Genomic DNA, 16,333 nt, shown 5'->3' on the forward strand with positions numbered 1-16,333 from the left:
AAACCAATGCGTATCAGTACTTCAATGATGTTCGAGCGCAGCCAGAACGCGATGCAGAGTCGCCAGAGCGATCTGTCGAAGGTGGGTGAGCAGGTCGCCTCGGGCAAGCGTATTGTTTCACCCTCGGATGACCCGCGCGCCGCTTCGCAGGCCTTGATCGTCAAGCAGGACCAGGCCGTTCAGGAGCAGTACAAGGACAGTCGGATCACGGCGACCAACACGCTGTCTCTGCAGGAAAATACGCTGAACAGCGTGTCGGATCTGCTCGTCAGTGCCAAGGGTCTGATCGTCAAGGGGGGGAATGGTACCTATACCGACAGTGACCGCGCCTCGGTGGCCACCGAGCTTGAAGGGCTTTACAACCAGATGCTGGGTCTTGCCAATACCAGAGACAGCAACGGTCAGTACATGTTTGCGGGTTCACAAGGGGACGTAAAGCCCTTTGAAACGGCTGACAACGGATTGGTTGAGCCTTATGCCGGAGATGCCAGGCCACTGAACGTGCAGGTGGATGCGTCGCGCAGCATGGATGTCAATGCTGCGGGTTCGAATGTCTTCAGGGTGCCTGCTACCAAGGCAGGAGATGATGAAAGCGATCTCTTCAAGGTGTTCGAGACAGCCATTGCGACATTGAGAACGCCGCAGACCGCGGAAAATCAGGACGAGCTGCGCGCCACGCTGGATCAGGCCAACCGAAAGATCGACAGCGGCAGCGACAATGTCCTGAGCGTACGTTCCGGGATCGGCAGCAAACTCAACGAGCTGGATGTGCTGAGTGATATTGGCGATACGCGCACCATCAGCAATAAGGTCGCACTTTCCGATCTGGAAGATCTGGATTACGCCGAAGCCATCTCCCGCTACACGCTGGGTCAGATCGGGCTGGAAGCGTCACAGAAGATGTTCATGCAGACACAGCAGACTTCCCTGTTCAGCCTGATCCGCTAACGCCTTGTATTGCGCATCGTCAAGAGCCCCATGCCGGCAACCGGCATGGGGTTTTTTCATGGCTTGTATCCTGTTATCTCGTGCGCCCATGGATTGGGTTGTGAGCACATTTTGTGATGGCATTTCAAAAGATGGATATGGCGATCACTCAGGACAGCAGTTCCGTGATGCTGACCATCTGATTGAGCGCACTTTCAAACATGCGCTGAAACACCGTACCAAACTCGGGCGTCATGAAGGTCAGCAGTGTGACACCGGTTGTCAGGGTGATGGGAAAGCCGACCGAGAAGATTGAAAACTGCGGTGACGCGCGATTAAGGATGCCCATGGAAATGTTGATGATCAAAAGGGCCGTGAGTATCGGCAGGGCCATCAAAAAGCCTGCCGAGAAAATGAAACTGCCCCAGCGTGCGATCGCTTCGAATCCGGCCGGTTCAAGTCCGGACTGGCCGATCGGCAGGCGGGTGAAGGTTTCGATCAGAATACGGAGCATGATGGTATGACCGTTGAGGGCCATGAACATGAGAATGGCGATCATGTTGAGAAAGCGTGCCAGCACCGTGGTCGTTCCCTGAGCTTCGGGAGAGTAGAACGATGCAAATGAGAGACCCATCTGCAGGGCGATATAGTCACCGGCGGCCTGAATGGCGGCAAACACCAGCCGCATGACCAGACCCAGCGCCACGCCAATGATGAACTGCTGAATGATCACCATGATGCCCGCCCATGAAGCGGGCGGAATATCCGGCATGGGAGGCAGGACGGGTGAAACGACAACGGTCAGGGCAAAGGCAAGTCCGACCTTGGCGGTCCGCGGAATCGAGTTTTCGCCAAAAATGGGGGCGGTGCCAATAAAGGCCAGAATTCTGACAAACGGCCACAGAAAGGCCGTCAACCAGGCATCAAGCTGGGCGGATGTGATCTCCAGCAAGCGAGGGCCCTCTAACCGATCATGCCGGGGATGTTATTGAAAAGCTCCCGGGTGAAGTCCGACAGCGTCCCCAGCATCCAGGAGCCGCCAACGATCAGTGTGGTAAAGACCGCCAGAATCTTGGGAATGAAGGACAGCGTCATTTCGTTGATCTGGGTGGCCGCCTGGAAAAGGCTGACCAGCAGGCCGACCGTCAATGCGACCAACAGCAGCGGTGCGGCAATCAAAAGCGTCAGCATCATGCCGCGATAGGCCAGACTCATTACCATTTCCGGTGTCATGGCGCCACTCCCTCGGAAGTTGTCACAATGCCGGGGGCTATCCCGGCAGCCGTTGATAAAGCCGCTTGCTGGTGCGGCTATGTATAAAAGCTTTGCGCCAGCGAGCCCATCAAAAGCCCCCAGCCATCGACCAGTACAAACAGCATCAGCTTGAAGGGCAGCGAGACGATGGCAGGTGGCACCATCATCATCCCCAGTGCCATCAAAACGCTTGCCACCACCAGGTCGACAACCAGGAAGGGAATGAAGATCGTAAAGCCGATCTGGAAGGCGGTTTTCAGCTCACTGGTCACAAAAGAGGGCAGCAGCAGTCGCATGGGCACATCGTCCGGGCCTTCCATGGCCGGCATATTGGCAATGCTGGCAAACATGGCGATATCGCTTTCGCGCGTCTGGTGCAGCATGAATTCGCGCAGCGGCTGGCTGCCGACCTCAATGGCCCGCGGCATGCCGATATTACCTTCCGACAGCGGCTGCCATGCCGTTTCGTAGATCTGCTCAAAGACCGGCGACATGACAAAAAAGGTCAGAAACAGTGCCAGCCCGACCAGTACCTGATTGGGCGGTGAGGACTGCGTTCCCAGTGCGCTGCGCAAAAGCCCCAGTACAATGATGATGCGGGTAAAGCCGGTCATCATCAAAAGCGCGGCCGGCAGAAAGGCCATCGAGCTCAAAAGTACCAGCGTCTCGATGGAGAGACTCCAGGACTGGCCCCCACCGTCCATGGGCTGGCTGGTCATGGCCGGGAACTCGGCTGACGCTTGAGCCGACAATGACACCAGCATGGCCAGCATCGGCAGCAGAACCGGCAGATAGCGTCGGGTCCACCGAGGCGGGTGGAAGAGGGCAGAATAAGTCATGGGCGCCTATCAAAGCGCTGAGCCAGCGCACGCTTGAAGCTTTCGGAAAAGGAGAGACGAGCAGACATGCTCTGATCGGAAGATGCGTCCGCGTCACCCGGAAGCCCCTGCGATTTTGCCGGCATCTCGTGGAGACGGTTGACGCTGCCGGGCGTAACGCCCAGCACCAGCCAGGTGTCGTCGACCTCGACCACCACCACCCGTTCGCGAGCGCCAACACTCTGGCTGGCCACGATACGAAGTGACTGCCCCTGGAGACGTCGCCCCGGACCCATGCGCTTGATGATGGCGCCAAGACCCCAGATCAGCAAAAGCACCAGCGCAAGGCCCAGTGCCGTCTTGCCAAGCCCCGCCATCCCCAGATTGCTGTCCTGTGAAAAGGAGGGCGCGGAGGTGTCGGATGATACTGCGACATGTGGCGTAACAAGATGTCGAGCGCTTTCCAGCGCCCGGGCATCAAGCGGCCCGTCAATGAAGAGGCCGGAAGGGTCTGATGGGGCGGAGACGGTCGCCTCGCGCGTGTGGCTGTCGGTCATGGGATGACTCATATCGTTTCATTCAGGAGACACGACTTAGCACGAGCGAGGCGCGTATTCAACGGTTAAGCTTATGGATGCGCTCGGAAGGCGTAATGATATCGGTAATACGAATGCCGTATTTGTCCTCCACCACGACAACTTCACCCTGCGCGATCAGATAGCCATTGATCAGAATGTTCATGGGCTCGCCGGCCAGACCATCCAGCTCGACCACCGATCCCTTGGCCAGATCCAGCAGTTCACGAATGGTCATGCGGGTACGCCCCAGCTCGACCGACAGCGTGACCGGAATTTCCATGATGACATCCAGCTCACGCGACTGACCGTTGGCACCGCTACCCGACAGTGGCTGGAAAATCCGATCGCTGGCAGGCTCGGCGGCAGTCGCCGCTGCTGCTGGCGTGTCTTCCAGCGAGTGCTCTGGTGTTTCGCCGGTCTCTGCAAAGGCCGCCCCCCAGTCGATATCGTCTTCATCGCTGGTAGCCCCTTGCTCCTGCATGGCACTGGCCCAGTCATCGGGCAACTCGTCAGTCTTGTCGTTGGGTGAATCCGGGTTTTTGGGATCAGTCATGATGCGTATTCCTGTGGGCATCGATAGGACGATGGTCAATCAGTCTTTTGACGCGCAGACCCTTCTGGCCATTGAGACTGCCGTAATCGCAGGCCAAGACCGGTACACCGTCGACGCGCACGTTGATTTCCTGAGGCAGATCAATGGGCAATACATCACCGACTGACAGCTTCGCGATCCTGCTCAGTGTGGTTTCAAGTGTGGTGAAGTCAGCCACCAGCTCCACGCTCGAGGATTTCACCTCACCGGCAAGACGCTGCATCCTTTCGCGATCTTCTTCCGGGTCGTTGCGCTGCAGTGGGCCCGAAAGCGTTTCCCGAATGGGTTCAATCATCGAGTAGGGCATGCAGATGTGAAAATCGCTGCCAAAGGCCCCGACCTCGACATGAAAGGTGGTGTTGACCACCAGTTCATTGGCGCTGTTGGTAATGTTGGTGAATTTCACCTGCATTTCCGAGCGCTGATATTCAAGCTCCACCGGATAGATCGACTGCCAGCCCTCGGCATAGCTTTCCAGGGTCAGATTCAAAAGACGCTGGATAATGCGCTGCTCGGTATGGGTGAACTCCCGACCTTCCGATTTGGTCAGAAAGCGCCCATCACCGCCAAAGAGACTGTCCACCACCAGAAAGACCAGGTTGGGCGGAAACACGATCAGCGCATTGCCCTTGAGCGGTTTGATCGCAATCATGTTGATGTTGGCCGGTACCGGCAGATTGCGTGTGAAGTCGCTGTATTTCTGAATCTTGACCGGACCTACCGTGATGTCCGCCGTACGTCTGATCAGGTTGAACAGCGCCATGCGAAAGCGACGGCCAAAGCGCTCGTGGATGATGTCGAGCGACTGCAGCCGGCCGCGTACCACACGCTGCTGATTGGCCGGATCGAAGGGGCGAATACGCTTGGTGCCGACGTCCCCGGAGCGCGTCTCTTCTTCCTCGCCGCTGACGCCCTTGAGCAGCGCGTCGATCTCTTCCTGGGACAGCATGTCATCTGCCATGGGGACCTACTGAACAATAAAGTCGGTGAAAAGGGCATCGCTGACGGCGACGCTGCTTGTCTCGCCGTTGAATGGCTGCTCGAAGGCACCGATCAACGCTTGCGCCAGGGCCTGCTTGCCGGCCGGTGTGGTCAGTTGATCCCCCTGCTGACCGGTCAGCACCATCAGGATGCGATTGCGTACTTCAGGCATCTGTGCCCTGAGCGTACTGGCGGCCTCTTCGCCCTCTGCCTTGAGGGTAATGCCCACATACAGAATCCGGCCGGTGCCATCGTTGAGGTTCACGGTAAACGGCTTGAGCTCTACAAACACCGGAACGGCAGCCGGCGCGGTCTGTGCACTTTCCTGGGCGGTACTTTCCGATGTATCTCCCTTGAGGAAAAACCAGGCCCCGGCGGCACAGGCCATGCCCACCAGAATGACCAGCAGCGCCACGATGACCCAGAGAAGTTTCTTGCTGCCGGCCCTGGCCGGAGGTGTTGCGGTAGATGTCGTCATGGCGTCAGATCAATCCGTCAGGAGTAGGAACACAGGGTTGGTAAGTCCGTAACATCATGTGTCATGGCGTGTTCGGTTGATGCCATGGTACGGACTGGCGCGCCAAACGAAGGATCAAATAGCGCGGTCTCATACGGTTATCTCGGCGTTTTGAAATGCAGACTGCCATCACAACCATAGGCGTCATCAAACAAAAGGGTCGCGCCGACAATAAGCGGCACGACCCCTGGATAAATTGCGGTCAGTGTGGTCAAACGATCAGGCGAATAGATCGATACCACCGTTGAGCGAGCGTCCGATCGGTGAGCTGATCGAGATGATGTCGCTGTCAGCATCGCCATTGATGCCCGGGAGCGTGCCTGAGGGGTCATGACCGGCGAGTGCGCCGGGAGTGCGCTCCTGCTGCTGCTGCTGGAACCCCCCCTGCTGGAAGCTGCCCTGATCGCTGACCGAAGTCTGCCCGAGTTCGATACCGCTGGCGCTGAAGGCATCACGCAGCTGAGGCAGCGCAGCTTCGATGGCGGCCCGGACCTGCGCGTGGTGTGAAGCGATATGCAGCTGTGCGCTCTGTTCGCCCATTTTCAGCGAAATGGACAGCGGCCCCAGTTCGAGCGGGTTCATGTTCAAGCGCGCTTCACCGCCACCGCGCATGCTGAGATTGATGACCTGCCGCTCGAAAGCCGAGCTCCACTGATCGCTGTCCATGGCGGGCAGGGTCGCAGTGGCAACGGCCTGGGCGGTGCCCGGTGCCATCGGGCTGGTGCCTGTCTGGCCTGTCAGGGCCGACAGTGTATTCAGCGGGCTATCGTTGACGGTGGGCGTCGTCGTGGGCCGGGTGTCGAAAACCGTCTCGGCGCCTGAGCCCATCATTTGCGAGAGTGGCCCTTCGCGCTGTGAGAGAATCTCGCCGAACAGGCGGTCACCTCTGACAGCTTCCTGACGGCCACCTTTCAGTGTCTGTGAGGCATTATCAAGCACTGTTGCATCACGGCCTCGCAGGCCCTGTTCGAGCATGGCGCCGCGAGCGGGCTGAGCACCCTCACGCCCTGCGGGCGCTTTCTGAGTCGGCGAGCCCTGCATTAAAAAGCCGGTATCCACCAGGGCATACAGGGGATTGGCATCGTCTTTCGACTCGCTGTCCGCCAGACGTTTGCCCTTGTCACCAGCAGGCTCGGTCCGACCATCGACACGGGAAGCGACGGACCTGTCCATGCCTGACAGCTTGCTGTCGGCACGCTCGATGCCCCGCTTTTCAAGCGACTGGTGGCCATCTGCCAGCGAGGCAAGTCCGGCCGCCGCCTTCGTTGCAGCACGATCGCTGCTGCGTGTGAGAGAAGATCCGTCACGGGGTTCGCGGCCCTCCAGACGATTGCCCTGAAGCTGCTCGAGTGCGCTGGACAGTGTTTGCCGCGCATGGCCGGGCAGCAGAGGCTGTCGAGCATCTGCGGCTGTGGCACCGCTGCTGCCCGTTGGCAGGCTGGAGCGCTGGTCCTTGTCGCCGGCATCATTGCTTCGTGCCTGCTGGCGGGATACCGAAGATGGACGAGTGTCGGCGTCGGCTGGCGAAGCTGCCGTATCGCTCTGGCGGCGTGCTCGGGTATCGCTCAAGAGCGCGCCAAAACCGTTGTCTTCCTCACTACCCCTGGAAGGAGCGCCGGGGGTGCCCTGAGCGCTGATCTGAACATTGACTGGCGTCAGCATGCGTCATGTTTCCTGACAGAAAAAACGTGGTTAGAACCCACCCAGTGCAGAGACTGCTCGGCTGGCATATTCATCACTCTGGCGTTGTTCTAGCTTGTTCATGCGGTGTTCGGCTTCCTGACGGCGTCGATTGATCAAAACGTCGTAGGAGTTCACCCGCTTTTGCTGCTGCTGCCAGTTCGTCATGCCTCGCGCGATACGACCCTGGTGCTGATCGACCTGCTGGCGCTGATGGTCAATGGCACGATCCAGCGATGACAGAAAGCGCTGATAGTTCTGAATGGAGGCCATGGTCAGGCCATGCTGCATGGCCTGCTCGAAGCGACGAAGGTAGTCGTTGCGATAATCAGTCAACATCTCGAGCTGTGTATGGCTCTGCTGATGTGCCGAGCGCAGCTGGCCCAGCAGTTTGGCCGCCGCATCGCGGTCGCCTTCAGCCAGTTCGATCAACATTTCAAGTGATGAATGATTGGACATGGTCCCCTCGGATATCGGTGACATTCAGCCGGTGAGTCGTCTATGCACGGCACCGGAGGCTAGGCGTTTAAAAGCGACTTCAGCCCCTCGATCGAGTGTTCGACATCGGCTCGTTCGCTCATGCGCTGCTGCAGGAAGGCTTCGAGATCCGGATAGAGCCTGATGGCTTCATCCAGCAGTCGATCGCTGCCGGCAGCATAGGCGCCCACGCTGATCAGATCGCGGTTACGCTGATAGCGTGACAACATTTGCTTAAAGTATTTGATGCACTCGAAATGTGGTTCGTCGATAAGCGCTGTCATTGCACGGCTTATCGATGCTTCGATATCGATGGCCGGATAATGGCCGGCCTCGGCCAGCTTTCGTGACAGCACAATATGGCCATCAAGGATGGCGCGCGCGGCATCGGCGATCGGGTCCTGCTGGTCATCGCCCTCGGTCAGGACGGTATAAAAGCCGGTAATCGAGCCCTTGCCCGGGGCGTCATTGCCGGCACGCTCAACCAGCGCGGGCAGCTTGGCAAACACCGAAGGCGGATAGCCCTTGGTCGCCGGTGGCTCGCCGATGGCCAGTGCAATTTCACGCTGGGCCATGGCATAGCGGGTCAGGGAGTCCATGATCAACAGCACATTCTTGCCGCGATCACGAAAGTCTTCGGCCAGACGTGTGGCATAAGCAGCGCCCTGAAGGCGCAGCAGCGGTGACATGTCGGCAGGTGCCGCCACCACCACGGCGCGGCGCTGGCCTTCGGCGCCCAGAATGTTCTCGATGAAATCCTTGACCTCGCGGCCACGTTCACCGATCAGGCCGACCACGATGACATCGGCCTGGGTATAGCGCGCCATCATGCCCAGCAGCACGCTCTTGCCCACGCCGGAGCCGGCAAACAGGCCCAGACGCTGACCGCGACCGACGGTCAACAGGGCGTTGATGGCGCGCACGCCAACATCGAGAACCTCCTCGATGGGGGCACGCTGCAGCGGGTTGAGGGTAGGGGCATTGAGTGACACGTTGTCCGGCTCAGCCAGCGGCCCACGACCATCCAGTACCCGACCGCGGGCATCCACCACGCGTCCGAGCAGGGCATCACCGACCGGCAGCTGCTTGCTCTGGGACTGGCTGGCGCCCGGGCGAGGGCTGGCGGGCCAGACGCGGGCGCCGGGTACCAGGCCGGAGGTTTCGACCAGTGGCATCAAAAAGAGCTTGTCACCGGTAAAGCCAACCACCTCGGCTTCGGTTTCTCCCTGGCCATCGGCCAGTTCGACCATACAGCTGCAGCCCAGCGGTAAACGCAGGCCGACGGCTTCCAGCACCAGTCCGGTGGCACGGGTCAGTCGGCCGCGTTCGCGGTTGGCGGGCAGCTTCTGCACGCGCCGGGTCGCGGTGTCCAGCGTCCGCTTCCACTGGTTGAGCATGGCATCACTGTTCGAGGACATCGCCGCGCGCTCCTGTTGTCGGAATCATCAATGCTTGCCATGACCCACGGCGTGACGCAATCGCTCCCACCGATCATCGCGAGTGGCATCGATTTCAAGCTGATCGGTCTCCAGTCGGCAGTCCCCGCGTGATAGTGATGAATCGCTTTTAAGCTGCCATCCGGCGTCACCCAGCAGCGTGCTCAGATTCTTCTGGACCATGGCCAGATCATCGGGATGCACGCAGATGCGAGGCGTGCCGCCAAGCGTTGGGTGTTCCATCATCAGCTTTTCGATGTCATCGAGGATATGCTCGGGAGACAGCTCCAGTGATCGCCCTGCCAGCTGCCGACCGGTCTCCAGTGCCAGCTCGACCAGCGAATAGGCGATATCGTCCTTGAGACGGCCGGCGGCCGTCTCAAAGGCGTTAACCATATCCACTACCGGGGCCAGCGCTTCATGCAGGCGCGATTCAAGCTCGAGCTGATAGTCGTGATGGGCCTGCTCTCGGCCGGCCTCGAGACCGGCGGTATACCCCGCTTCGTGGCCTTCAATCTGACCCTGCTCGAAACCCTCCTGACGTGCCTTTTCAAAGGCTTCGCGGCGTACATCGTCTTCCTGGCGACGCTGAGGCACATTGTTTTTCTCGAGTACCTCAGGCGCCGGCTGTCGCGCCTCGCGTCTTTCCAGGCGCCCCATCTCCCAGCGCTGCCAGGCATCCTGATCGTTCGACCTAGACATAGGCGTCGTCGCCTCCACCCAGAGTGACTTCGCCCGAGTCGGCCAGACGACGCACCAGCTGCAGAATGTTTTTCTGCTCGGTTTCGACCTGCGACAGACGAATGGGCCCGCGCATCTGCATGTCTTCGCGCAAAAGCTCTGCCGCACGCGAGGACATGTTGGTCAGGAAGCGGTCGCGAACCTCCTCCGGCGCCCCTTTCAGCGCAATGACCAGAGAGTTGCTGTCGACATCCTGCAAAATGCGCTTGATGCTGCGATCGTCGATATCGGCCAGATTGTCAAAGACAAACATCTCGTCGAGAATCTGCTGTGCCAGCAAATCATCATGATGGCGCACGTTTTCGATGACGCTCTCTTCCTGGGCGCTGTTCATCAGGTTGAGGATCTCGGCGGCAGTTCTGACACCCCCCATCTTGCTTCGCTTGAGGTTCTGGCCATCCAGCAGGCCGCTGAGTACTTCGGTGAGCTCCTGAAGCGCTGCCGGCTGGACGCCGCTGAAGGTAGCAATACGCAGAATCACGTCGTTGCGCAGCCCTTCGTCAAAGCGAGCCAGTACATCAGAAGCCTGATGGCGCTCAAGGTGGACCATGATGGTGGCAATGATCTGTGGATGTTCATCACGGATCATCTCCGAGACCACGCTGGGTTCCATCAGATTCAGCGCATCAATACCGGAGTCGTTACCAGATTCAAAGATATCCTCAAGCAGGCTCGAGGCCCGCTCTTCGCCCAGCGCCTTGACCAGCACCGAGCGGATATGATCGCTGGACTGCAGGTTGACCCCGCCCAGCTCTTCAATCTCGATGTCAAACTGCTTGAGCACTTCCATCAAGCGCTCGTTGGTCAGCTGGGTGAGCCCGGCCATGGCCAGACCCACCTTTTGCACCTCACGCTGCGACATGTGCTTGAAGACTTCAGCGGCCGTGTCGTCATCCAGTGCCATCATGAGAATGGCGCTGCGCTCGACGCCTTCTTCGTTGACTTCACTCTTTGCCATTGATCCAGCCTCTGAGAATCATCGCGACCATTCTGGGGTCCTTCTGAGCCTGCTCGCGCACCGTGCTCAACAGGGTTTCATGTTCGATACGCTGACGGCGCTTCTGTTTCTTCGCGATCTGCTCGGCAATATCGGCTTCCGGCGTTTCATCCTCGTCGTCGCCTGCGGTCGCCAGCAATGAGCCGCTGCCTGTTTCGCTGCCGGCGCTGGCGGCTGAGCCTGCCGGGGCCAGCATGACCTTTTGACGTTCCACCAGCGGCTTGAGCAGCTTGCGCCAGAGAATAAAGGCGACAATGGCGATCAGCAGATAGCGTCCCAGTGTCTTGCCCAGCGAGATGATCTCGGGGTTCTCGTACCAGGCCTGCTCCGGTGACTCGGGTGTTGCCTGCTGACTGAAGGCGGCATTGACCACTTCCAGCGAGTCTCCGCGTGCCTCGGAAAAGCCCATGCCCTCGCGGGCCAGACGCTGAATCCGGTCCATCTCTTCCTCGGAAAGGGCGACCATCCGTGTCTGGCCATCCTCGCCTGTGGTTTCCTGATAGTTCACCACGACAGCCACCGATAGCCGCTGCACCTGGCCGGTATCTTCCTGCACGTGGCGGATCAGACGATTCACTTCGTAATTTGTCGTGCTGCTTCGGGTGGAAGAGCGCGGGCCGGCCGGTGCCTGAGTCGCCGTTGTTTCCTGATTGCCGGCGTCCTGTGCGTTGTTCTGGTTTTGCCCCTGTCCCTGATTCTGGCCCTGGCCATTCTGGTTCTGTGCGTTGTTGTTGGCGGCATTCTCGACCGGCGAGGGCACGGTCGGCGCGGCCTGATTACTCAGTGCACCGGGAACGCCGCCGATACCACCGCTGCCGCTCTGATCGCTTTCACTGGACTGGATACTGCGAACGCTGGCCTGGTTGGGATCCTGGTTGGGGTCGTAGGTTTCCTGGGTGTGCTCACCTACCGAGAAGTCGATGTCGGCGGTGACCTGGGCGCGTACATTGTTGTGCCCGACGATGGTCGATAGCAGGCTTTCGACACGCTTTCGGTAATTTTCCTCGACCTGCGCCGTGTATTTGAGCTGGGCATCATTGAGGTTACGGCTGCCTTCATTACCGGATTGCGACAACAGATTGCCGCTCTGGTCCACCACGGTGACCTGATTGACCGGCAGATTTGAAACGCTGGCCGAGACCAGATGCGTAATGGCATTGACCTGGCCTTCGCCGACGGCGCGGTTGCGATAAAGGGTCAGGATGACGGAGGCCGATGGCTGGCGACGATCCCTGACAAAAACCGACTCCTGCGGCATGGCCAGATGGACGCGCGCCGTCTGAACCGCTTCGATGGACTCAATGGAGCGTGCCAGCTCGCCTTCCAGCGCGCGCTGGTAGTTCACGTGCTCGGCAAACTGGCTGATGCCGAAGGACTGACCGTCCATCAACTCAAAGCCGACACCGCCGCCCTTGGGCAGACCTTCGCTGGCCAGAGCCATACGAGTCGCCTCGACACGTTCCGCCGGAATCAGAATGGCCTGGCCGCCCTCCGAGAAGCGATAGGGCACCTGCATCTGATCCAGCCGAGCGATGATGACACCACCATCGCTGTCGCTCAGGTTGGAAAAAAGCACACGATAGTCGGGTGAGCGTGCCCATAGAAAAAGCACGACCAGAATCGCGATGACGGCAGCACCCGCCACAATGAGGGGCAGCCGCGGATTGGCCTTGAGGCGATCCATCAGTCCGGACAACTTCTGATCGGTGCCTTGTGTTGCTTGAGCACTCATCACATCGCCTCAGTGTTATTGGGGTTACGCGGGTTCAGCTCGATGGGCATCGGCAGACTCTTTATGCGCTGGGCACCGTAAACGGTGGCGCCCTGTACCGGGAGTGGCGTCATTATTACGGTAAGTAACCAGATTGAAGGATCGAATAGCCGTAGTTTTTTTCACTATTTAGAACAATCGATGGGCACACTTTGTCTTTAAGCTGCGTCACATTCCTTGACAAAATTTACCTTTGGTTACTTTTAATCTCCCGGAGTTACCGACATGTCAGTGGCAGCAGCGGGCCTTCAGGCTCTTGTTCAGCAGATGCAGGGTGTAGCGCAGCAGGCAGGCGGTCAGCACAACGCTGCGCAGCAAACAGGTGGTGTCAGTTTTGCTGGGGAACTCAAAGGGGCGATCGATCGAATCGATGGCATGAAGCAGGTCGCTGAAGCCAAGGCTGTCGCATTTTCGCGCGGTGACAGCAATGTTGCATTGAACGATGTCATGGTCGACATGCAAAAAGCCAGCGTGGCCACCGAAATGGGCATACAGGTGCGTAACCGTGTACTCAGTGCCTATCGTGAAATCATGAGCATGCAGGTCTAGCTCACCTCCTGAAAGGAACGCGAGGGCAATGCAGAGCCTTCGCAACGTCTATCAAAATATTAAAAAAGCGCCCCCAAGGGCGCTTTTCGCGTTCAGGGCACCTTTGCCATGACTTGCCAGCCTCACGGGTCGTGGCTTGCAACAGGTAGTCTTGCTGGTGGCGGTCGTAACGAATTCTCCTTGCAGGGATTTCCGAAGACATTACGTACTGTTGACCAAACTGTGCCGAATCGCTTTTATATAAAAATTTTCTGATGTGAAAAATGATAAAAAACATGGCTTGAAGAGCAGAAATCAGGGCTTTCTTGAAATCATCGGCACAGCAGAGCAGATATCATTTTCGCTACAATATTGCGGCATATTGAATCGTTTTGGTGCTGTAAGGTGCCAATTTTCCGAAAGACAGGGTGTTGTATTTTAATTTGATGCTCACCTGAAAGCTTTAAGCTCCCCCGGCTAATGCGAGATACCCTGTCATGGCAAGTCTTAACAGAGCCTGACGAGATAAGTGAAAGCTGGAGGTTATGCTCGTTACAGCACACTTTCTTTTGGTTACTCGTTTTACCTTTTGCGCAGTCAGGGTTACTTAATGAAATATTCCAATGACCTCGCAGGGGAAGGCAATGGCGGAATTACACGTGTTTCCAACCGCAAGCCAGCACGCCAAAGCAGAGATGCAGGGTTACAAGACAGATAACAAACAGCTTCTTCCTCAAAAGCGTCAGAACCTGCTACGAATGATGCGTCGAAGCGTCACGCGCTGGATACCGGATCGCCTTTATATTGCTCACCGCTTCCAGAAGCATTTTGGTTTCAGGCCCAATCTGGTCAATCCGGAGACCTTCAACGAGAAAATATGCTATCGGCGTCTGCATCCAGAGCCCATCTTCTCACCGCTCAGTGACAAGCTGCTGGTGCGTGATTACGTGCGTCAGAAGATTGGCAGCGAGACTCTGTTGCCGCTGTACCCGGTCGCTCAGTCCTTGAGCCAGGATGATTACGACCGGCTTCCCAACAGTTTTGTACTGAAAGCCAATCATGGTTCCGGCTACAACCTGGTGGTGCACAACAAGGCTGATTACAGCCATGAGACGATGCGTCGCCTCAGCGATCACTGGCTGGCCAGCAATTTTTACCGTGACAGTCGCGAGCTGCACTATCACAGCATTACGCCCCGACTGATGTGTGAAAAGCTGCTGCTTGATGAAAACGGCAAGATTCCCAAGGACTACAAGTTCTATTGCTTCCGCGCAGAGGGGCAAGAACCCAGGGTCTTTATCGAAGTGACGCACGATCGTTTCACTGATTTCCACGTCGATTACTACGATCAGGACTGGAATCTCGTGGAAGTCGTCAACGAGCGTTTCAATACCAACTGCCCGATCGAAAAGCCGGCCCAGCTGGATCGCGCCATGGAAATGGCCCTCAAGCTGTCAGAAGGGTTCGGATTTGCCCGCGTTGATTTTTATCTGATGCGCGATGCGATCTATTTCGGTGAGATCACCTTTACCCCGACAGGCGGCATGAAAAATTTCCGCTCGTCTGCACATGATCGTGCGTGGGGAGAGTTGTTTGATCACCGTCCGATGACGAAAGAATTCGGTTATGAAGACATGGAAGGCAATCGGTACTGAGCCATTGACAGCGAGCCGGCCTGCATCGCGTTGAATGCACCTTACAGGCCTGCTCTGCGTTCATGACAGACCCGATTACGTCCCTCGTGCTTGGCGCAATAAAGTGCCCTGTCGGCCCGTTGGATGGTGTCATCGATGGATTCACCTGCTGAATCCATTTCAGCAATACCGATGCTGATGGTCATGGAAAGGCGCTCACCGCAGACCTGAAAAGCATGGCTTTCGGTCATTTCTCTTAATCGCTCGGCAAATACCCCGGCTTCAGCGAGGTCGGTGTCTGCCAGCACCATCAAAAACTCTTCGCCACCCCAGCGCACCGCCATATCATTCTTTCGCAAAATGGACGTCAAGCAGCCTGCAAAGGTTGTCAGCACGGCATCACCAGCTTCGTGCCCAAGGGTATCGTTAACCGTTTTGAAATGGTCGAGATCGCCAATCACGATGCTGGTCGTCCTGCGTTTATTGCCGGATCGACCGGATTCGTGGAGCAGGCGCTGAAAGCCTCGGCGATTAAAAAGGCCGGTCAGAGGATCGGTGTCAGCCTGGTGTCTCAGTTTCAGGTTGGCGCGCTCGCCACTCATGGCGATATAGCCGACGTAAACCAGAATGCTGGTAACCTGATCAAACAGCATGGAGAGATAGGCAGTATCCGAAGAGACCGGCATCGTATTGAATTGCAGCAAAAGGGCAGCAATTAAAAAGCTGATGCAATAACCTGCAAAAGCCAGCGCCACGATCAGCTGGGACCAGAGTCTTTCACCTCCGGACCTGATGATTTGGAACATTGCCAGTGCGGCGGCAAATGCCGCACATATAAAAAATACTGATACCTGTAACGATGTTGGTATATTTAATCGTGATCCTGGCAGGCAGGGGAGAGATGGCAGCATGATCAATACAATCATTGCTGTCCAGGAAATATCACGCCTGTAGAAGCGACGTAATCCACTCCAGGACAGCACAAGACTTGCCATGTATAGCGTGAAGATCTGTATGCTCGTTTGCGTGGATAGCTGCTTGTCAACGGGAGAATCAAACAGAATCAGTGATCCCAGAAGCGAGGCGAGAATCGCGCCGATCCAGTGCCACTGATAGCCTGCCTCACGCTGGCGGAGAGCGAGCACCAGAAAAATGGCAAGATAGGCCCCACGACTGACTGCACTCGAGAAATAGAGCGTCCCCGGATCAAGCATGAATTGAATGCCTCCTGTCGACATAACGGGTCCACCCGGCATATTCGTTATATCGGCTCAACGCAGACTGCCTGAATGACGACATGGCTGTCCGGGTAAAATAATATTTAAAATATTGAACTTTCTGTTGTCAGATTTTATTTTCAGGCTAATGAAAGGCCGATCTTGCAAATATTGTTGGAGCGCAA

Annotated in this window: 17 protein-coding genes; 3 read left to right on the plus strand and 14 right to left on the minus strand. The window is 57.4% G+C overall.

From position 1 onward, the window contains the following. The first annotated feature begins 6 nt into the window (after positions 1–6). Positions 7–948 carry a flagellar hook-associated protein FlgL gene (gene flgL, locus BM079_RS00175; protein WP_090129637.1) on the plus strand — a complete coding sequence of 314 codons (942 nt, stop codon included), beginning with the start codon at positions 7–9 and terminating at the stop codon, positions 946–948. A gap of 148 nt (positions 949–1,096) precedes the next feature. Here the strand turns inward: flgL and fliR are convergent, their stop codons facing one another. From fliR to fliF, 13 genes are all read right to left on the minus strand, one after another. Next, positions 1,097–1,879, minus strand: coding sequence for a flagellar biosynthetic protein FliR (gene fliR / locus BM079_RS00180; protein WP_090129639.1), 783 nt, complete (start codon positions 1,877–1,879; stop codon positions 1,097–1,099). 11 nt (positions 1,880–1,890) lie between these two features. After that, positions 1,891–2,160 (minus strand): flagellar biosynthesis protein FliQ, encoded by a 270-nt coding sequence (gene fliQ / locus BM079_RS00185; RefSeq protein ID WP_090129641.1) that lies wholly within the window; start codon positions 2,158–2,160, stop codon positions 1,891–1,893. Positions 2,161–2,237: 77 nt separating this feature from the next. Then, positions 2,238–2,945 (minus strand): flagellar type III secretion system pore protein FliP, encoded by a 708-nt coding sequence (gene fliP, locus BM079_RS00190; RefSeq protein ID WP_407656156.1) that lies wholly within the window; start codon positions 2,943–2,945, stop codon positions 2,238–2,240. A 71-nt stretch (positions 2,946–3,016) separates the two neighbouring features. Beyond that, a complete protein-coding gene (gene fliO, locus BM079_RS00195; RefSeq protein ID WP_245742775.1) occupies positions 3,017–3,568 on the minus strand; it encodes a flagellar biosynthetic protein FliO in 552 nt (183 codons plus the stop codon). Between the two features lie 46 nt (positions 3,569–3,614). Beyond that, positions 3,615–4,130, minus strand: a complete 516-nt coding sequence (gene fliN / locus BM079_RS00200; RefSeq protein ID WP_090129642.1) for a flagellar motor switch protein FliN — start codon at positions 4,128–4,130, stop codon at positions 3,615–3,617. Continuing rightward, on the minus strand, positions 4,123–5,130 hold the full coding sequence (gene fliM, locus BM079_RS00205; protein ID WP_090129644.1) for a flagellar motor switch protein FliM: 1,008 nt from the start codon (positions 5,128–5,130) through the stop codon (positions 4,123–4,125). The genes fliN and fliM overlap by 8 nt, the downstream gene beginning before the upstream one ends. Positions 5,131–5,136: 6 nt before the next feature. After that, positions 5,137–5,628 carry a flagellar basal body-associated protein FliL gene (gene fliL, locus BM079_RS00210; protein WP_090129646.1) on the minus strand — a complete coding sequence of 164 codons (492 nt, stop codon included), beginning with the start codon at positions 5,626–5,628 and terminating at the stop codon, positions 5,137–5,139. 258 nt (positions 5,629–5,886) lie between these two features. Beyond that, on the minus strand, positions 5,887–7,329 hold the full coding sequence (locus tag BM079_RS00215; RefSeq protein WP_090129648.1) for a flagellar hook-length control protein FliK: 1,443 nt from the start codon (positions 7,327–7,329) through the stop codon (positions 5,887–5,889). A gap of 30 nt (positions 7,330–7,359) precedes the next feature. Then, positions 7,360–7,806, minus strand: a complete 447-nt coding sequence (fliJ, locus tag BM079_RS00220) for a flagellar export protein FliJ (protein ID WP_090129650.1) — start codon at positions 7,804–7,806, stop codon at positions 7,360–7,362. Positions 7,807–7,865: 59 nt separating this feature from the next. After that, on the minus strand, positions 7,866–9,242 hold the full coding sequence (gene fliI, locus BM079_RS00225) for a flagellar protein export ATPase FliI (RefSeq protein ID WP_090129652.1): 1,377 nt from the start codon (positions 9,240–9,242) through the stop codon (positions 7,866–7,868). 27 nt (positions 9,243–9,269) lie between these two features. Continuing rightward, a complete protein-coding gene (locus BM079_RS00230; protein WP_090129654.1) occupies positions 9,270–9,962 on the minus strand; it encodes a flagellar assembly protein FliH in 693 nt (230 codons plus the stop codon). Beyond that, positions 9,955–10,959, minus strand: a complete 1,005-nt coding sequence (gene fliG / locus BM079_RS00235; RefSeq protein ID WP_090129656.1) for a flagellar motor switch protein FliG — start codon at positions 10,957–10,959, stop codon at positions 9,955–9,957. Before fliG ends, BM079_RS00230 begins: the two co-directional genes overlap by 8 nt. Continuing rightward, positions 10,946–12,730: a flagellar basal-body MS-ring/collar protein FliF gene (fliF, locus tag BM079_RS00240; RefSeq protein WP_090129658.1), complete on the minus strand. Its 1,785-nt coding sequence runs from the start codon at positions 12,728–12,730 to the stop codon at positions 10,946–10,948. The genes fliG and fliF overlap by 14 nt, the downstream gene beginning before the upstream one ends. A 264-nt stretch (positions 12,731–12,994) precedes the next feature. Between fliF and fliE the strand changes: the two genes are divergently transcribed. Next, entirely contained in the window at positions 12,995–13,318 is a 324-nt protein-coding gene (fliE, locus tag BM079_RS00245) for a flagellar hook-basal body complex protein FliE (protein ID WP_217639616.1), read from the plus strand. 638 nt (positions 13,319–13,956) lie between these two features. After that, positions 13,957–14,952, plus strand: a complete 996-nt coding sequence (locus tag BM079_RS00255) for an ATP-grasp fold amidoligase family protein (protein WP_175489541.1) — start codon at positions 13,957–13,959, stop codon at positions 14,950–14,952. Positions 14,953–14,993: 41 nt separating this feature from the next. On the opposite strand, the gene BM079_RS00260 is transcribed toward BM079_RS00255, so the two are convergent. Beyond that, positions 14,994–16,145: a sensor domain-containing diguanylate cyclase gene (locus tag BM079_RS00260; protein ID WP_175489542.1), complete on the minus strand. Its 1,152-nt coding sequence runs from the start codon at positions 16,143–16,145 to the stop codon at positions 14,994–14,996. Positions 16,146–16,333: the final 188 nt, after the last annotated feature.

Origin of the sequence: Kushneria avicenniae (genome assembly GCF_900112585.1) — a bacterium.
GTDB lineage: Bacteria > Pseudomonadota > Gammaproteobacteria > Pseudomonadales > Halomonadaceae > Kushneria > Kushneria avicenniae.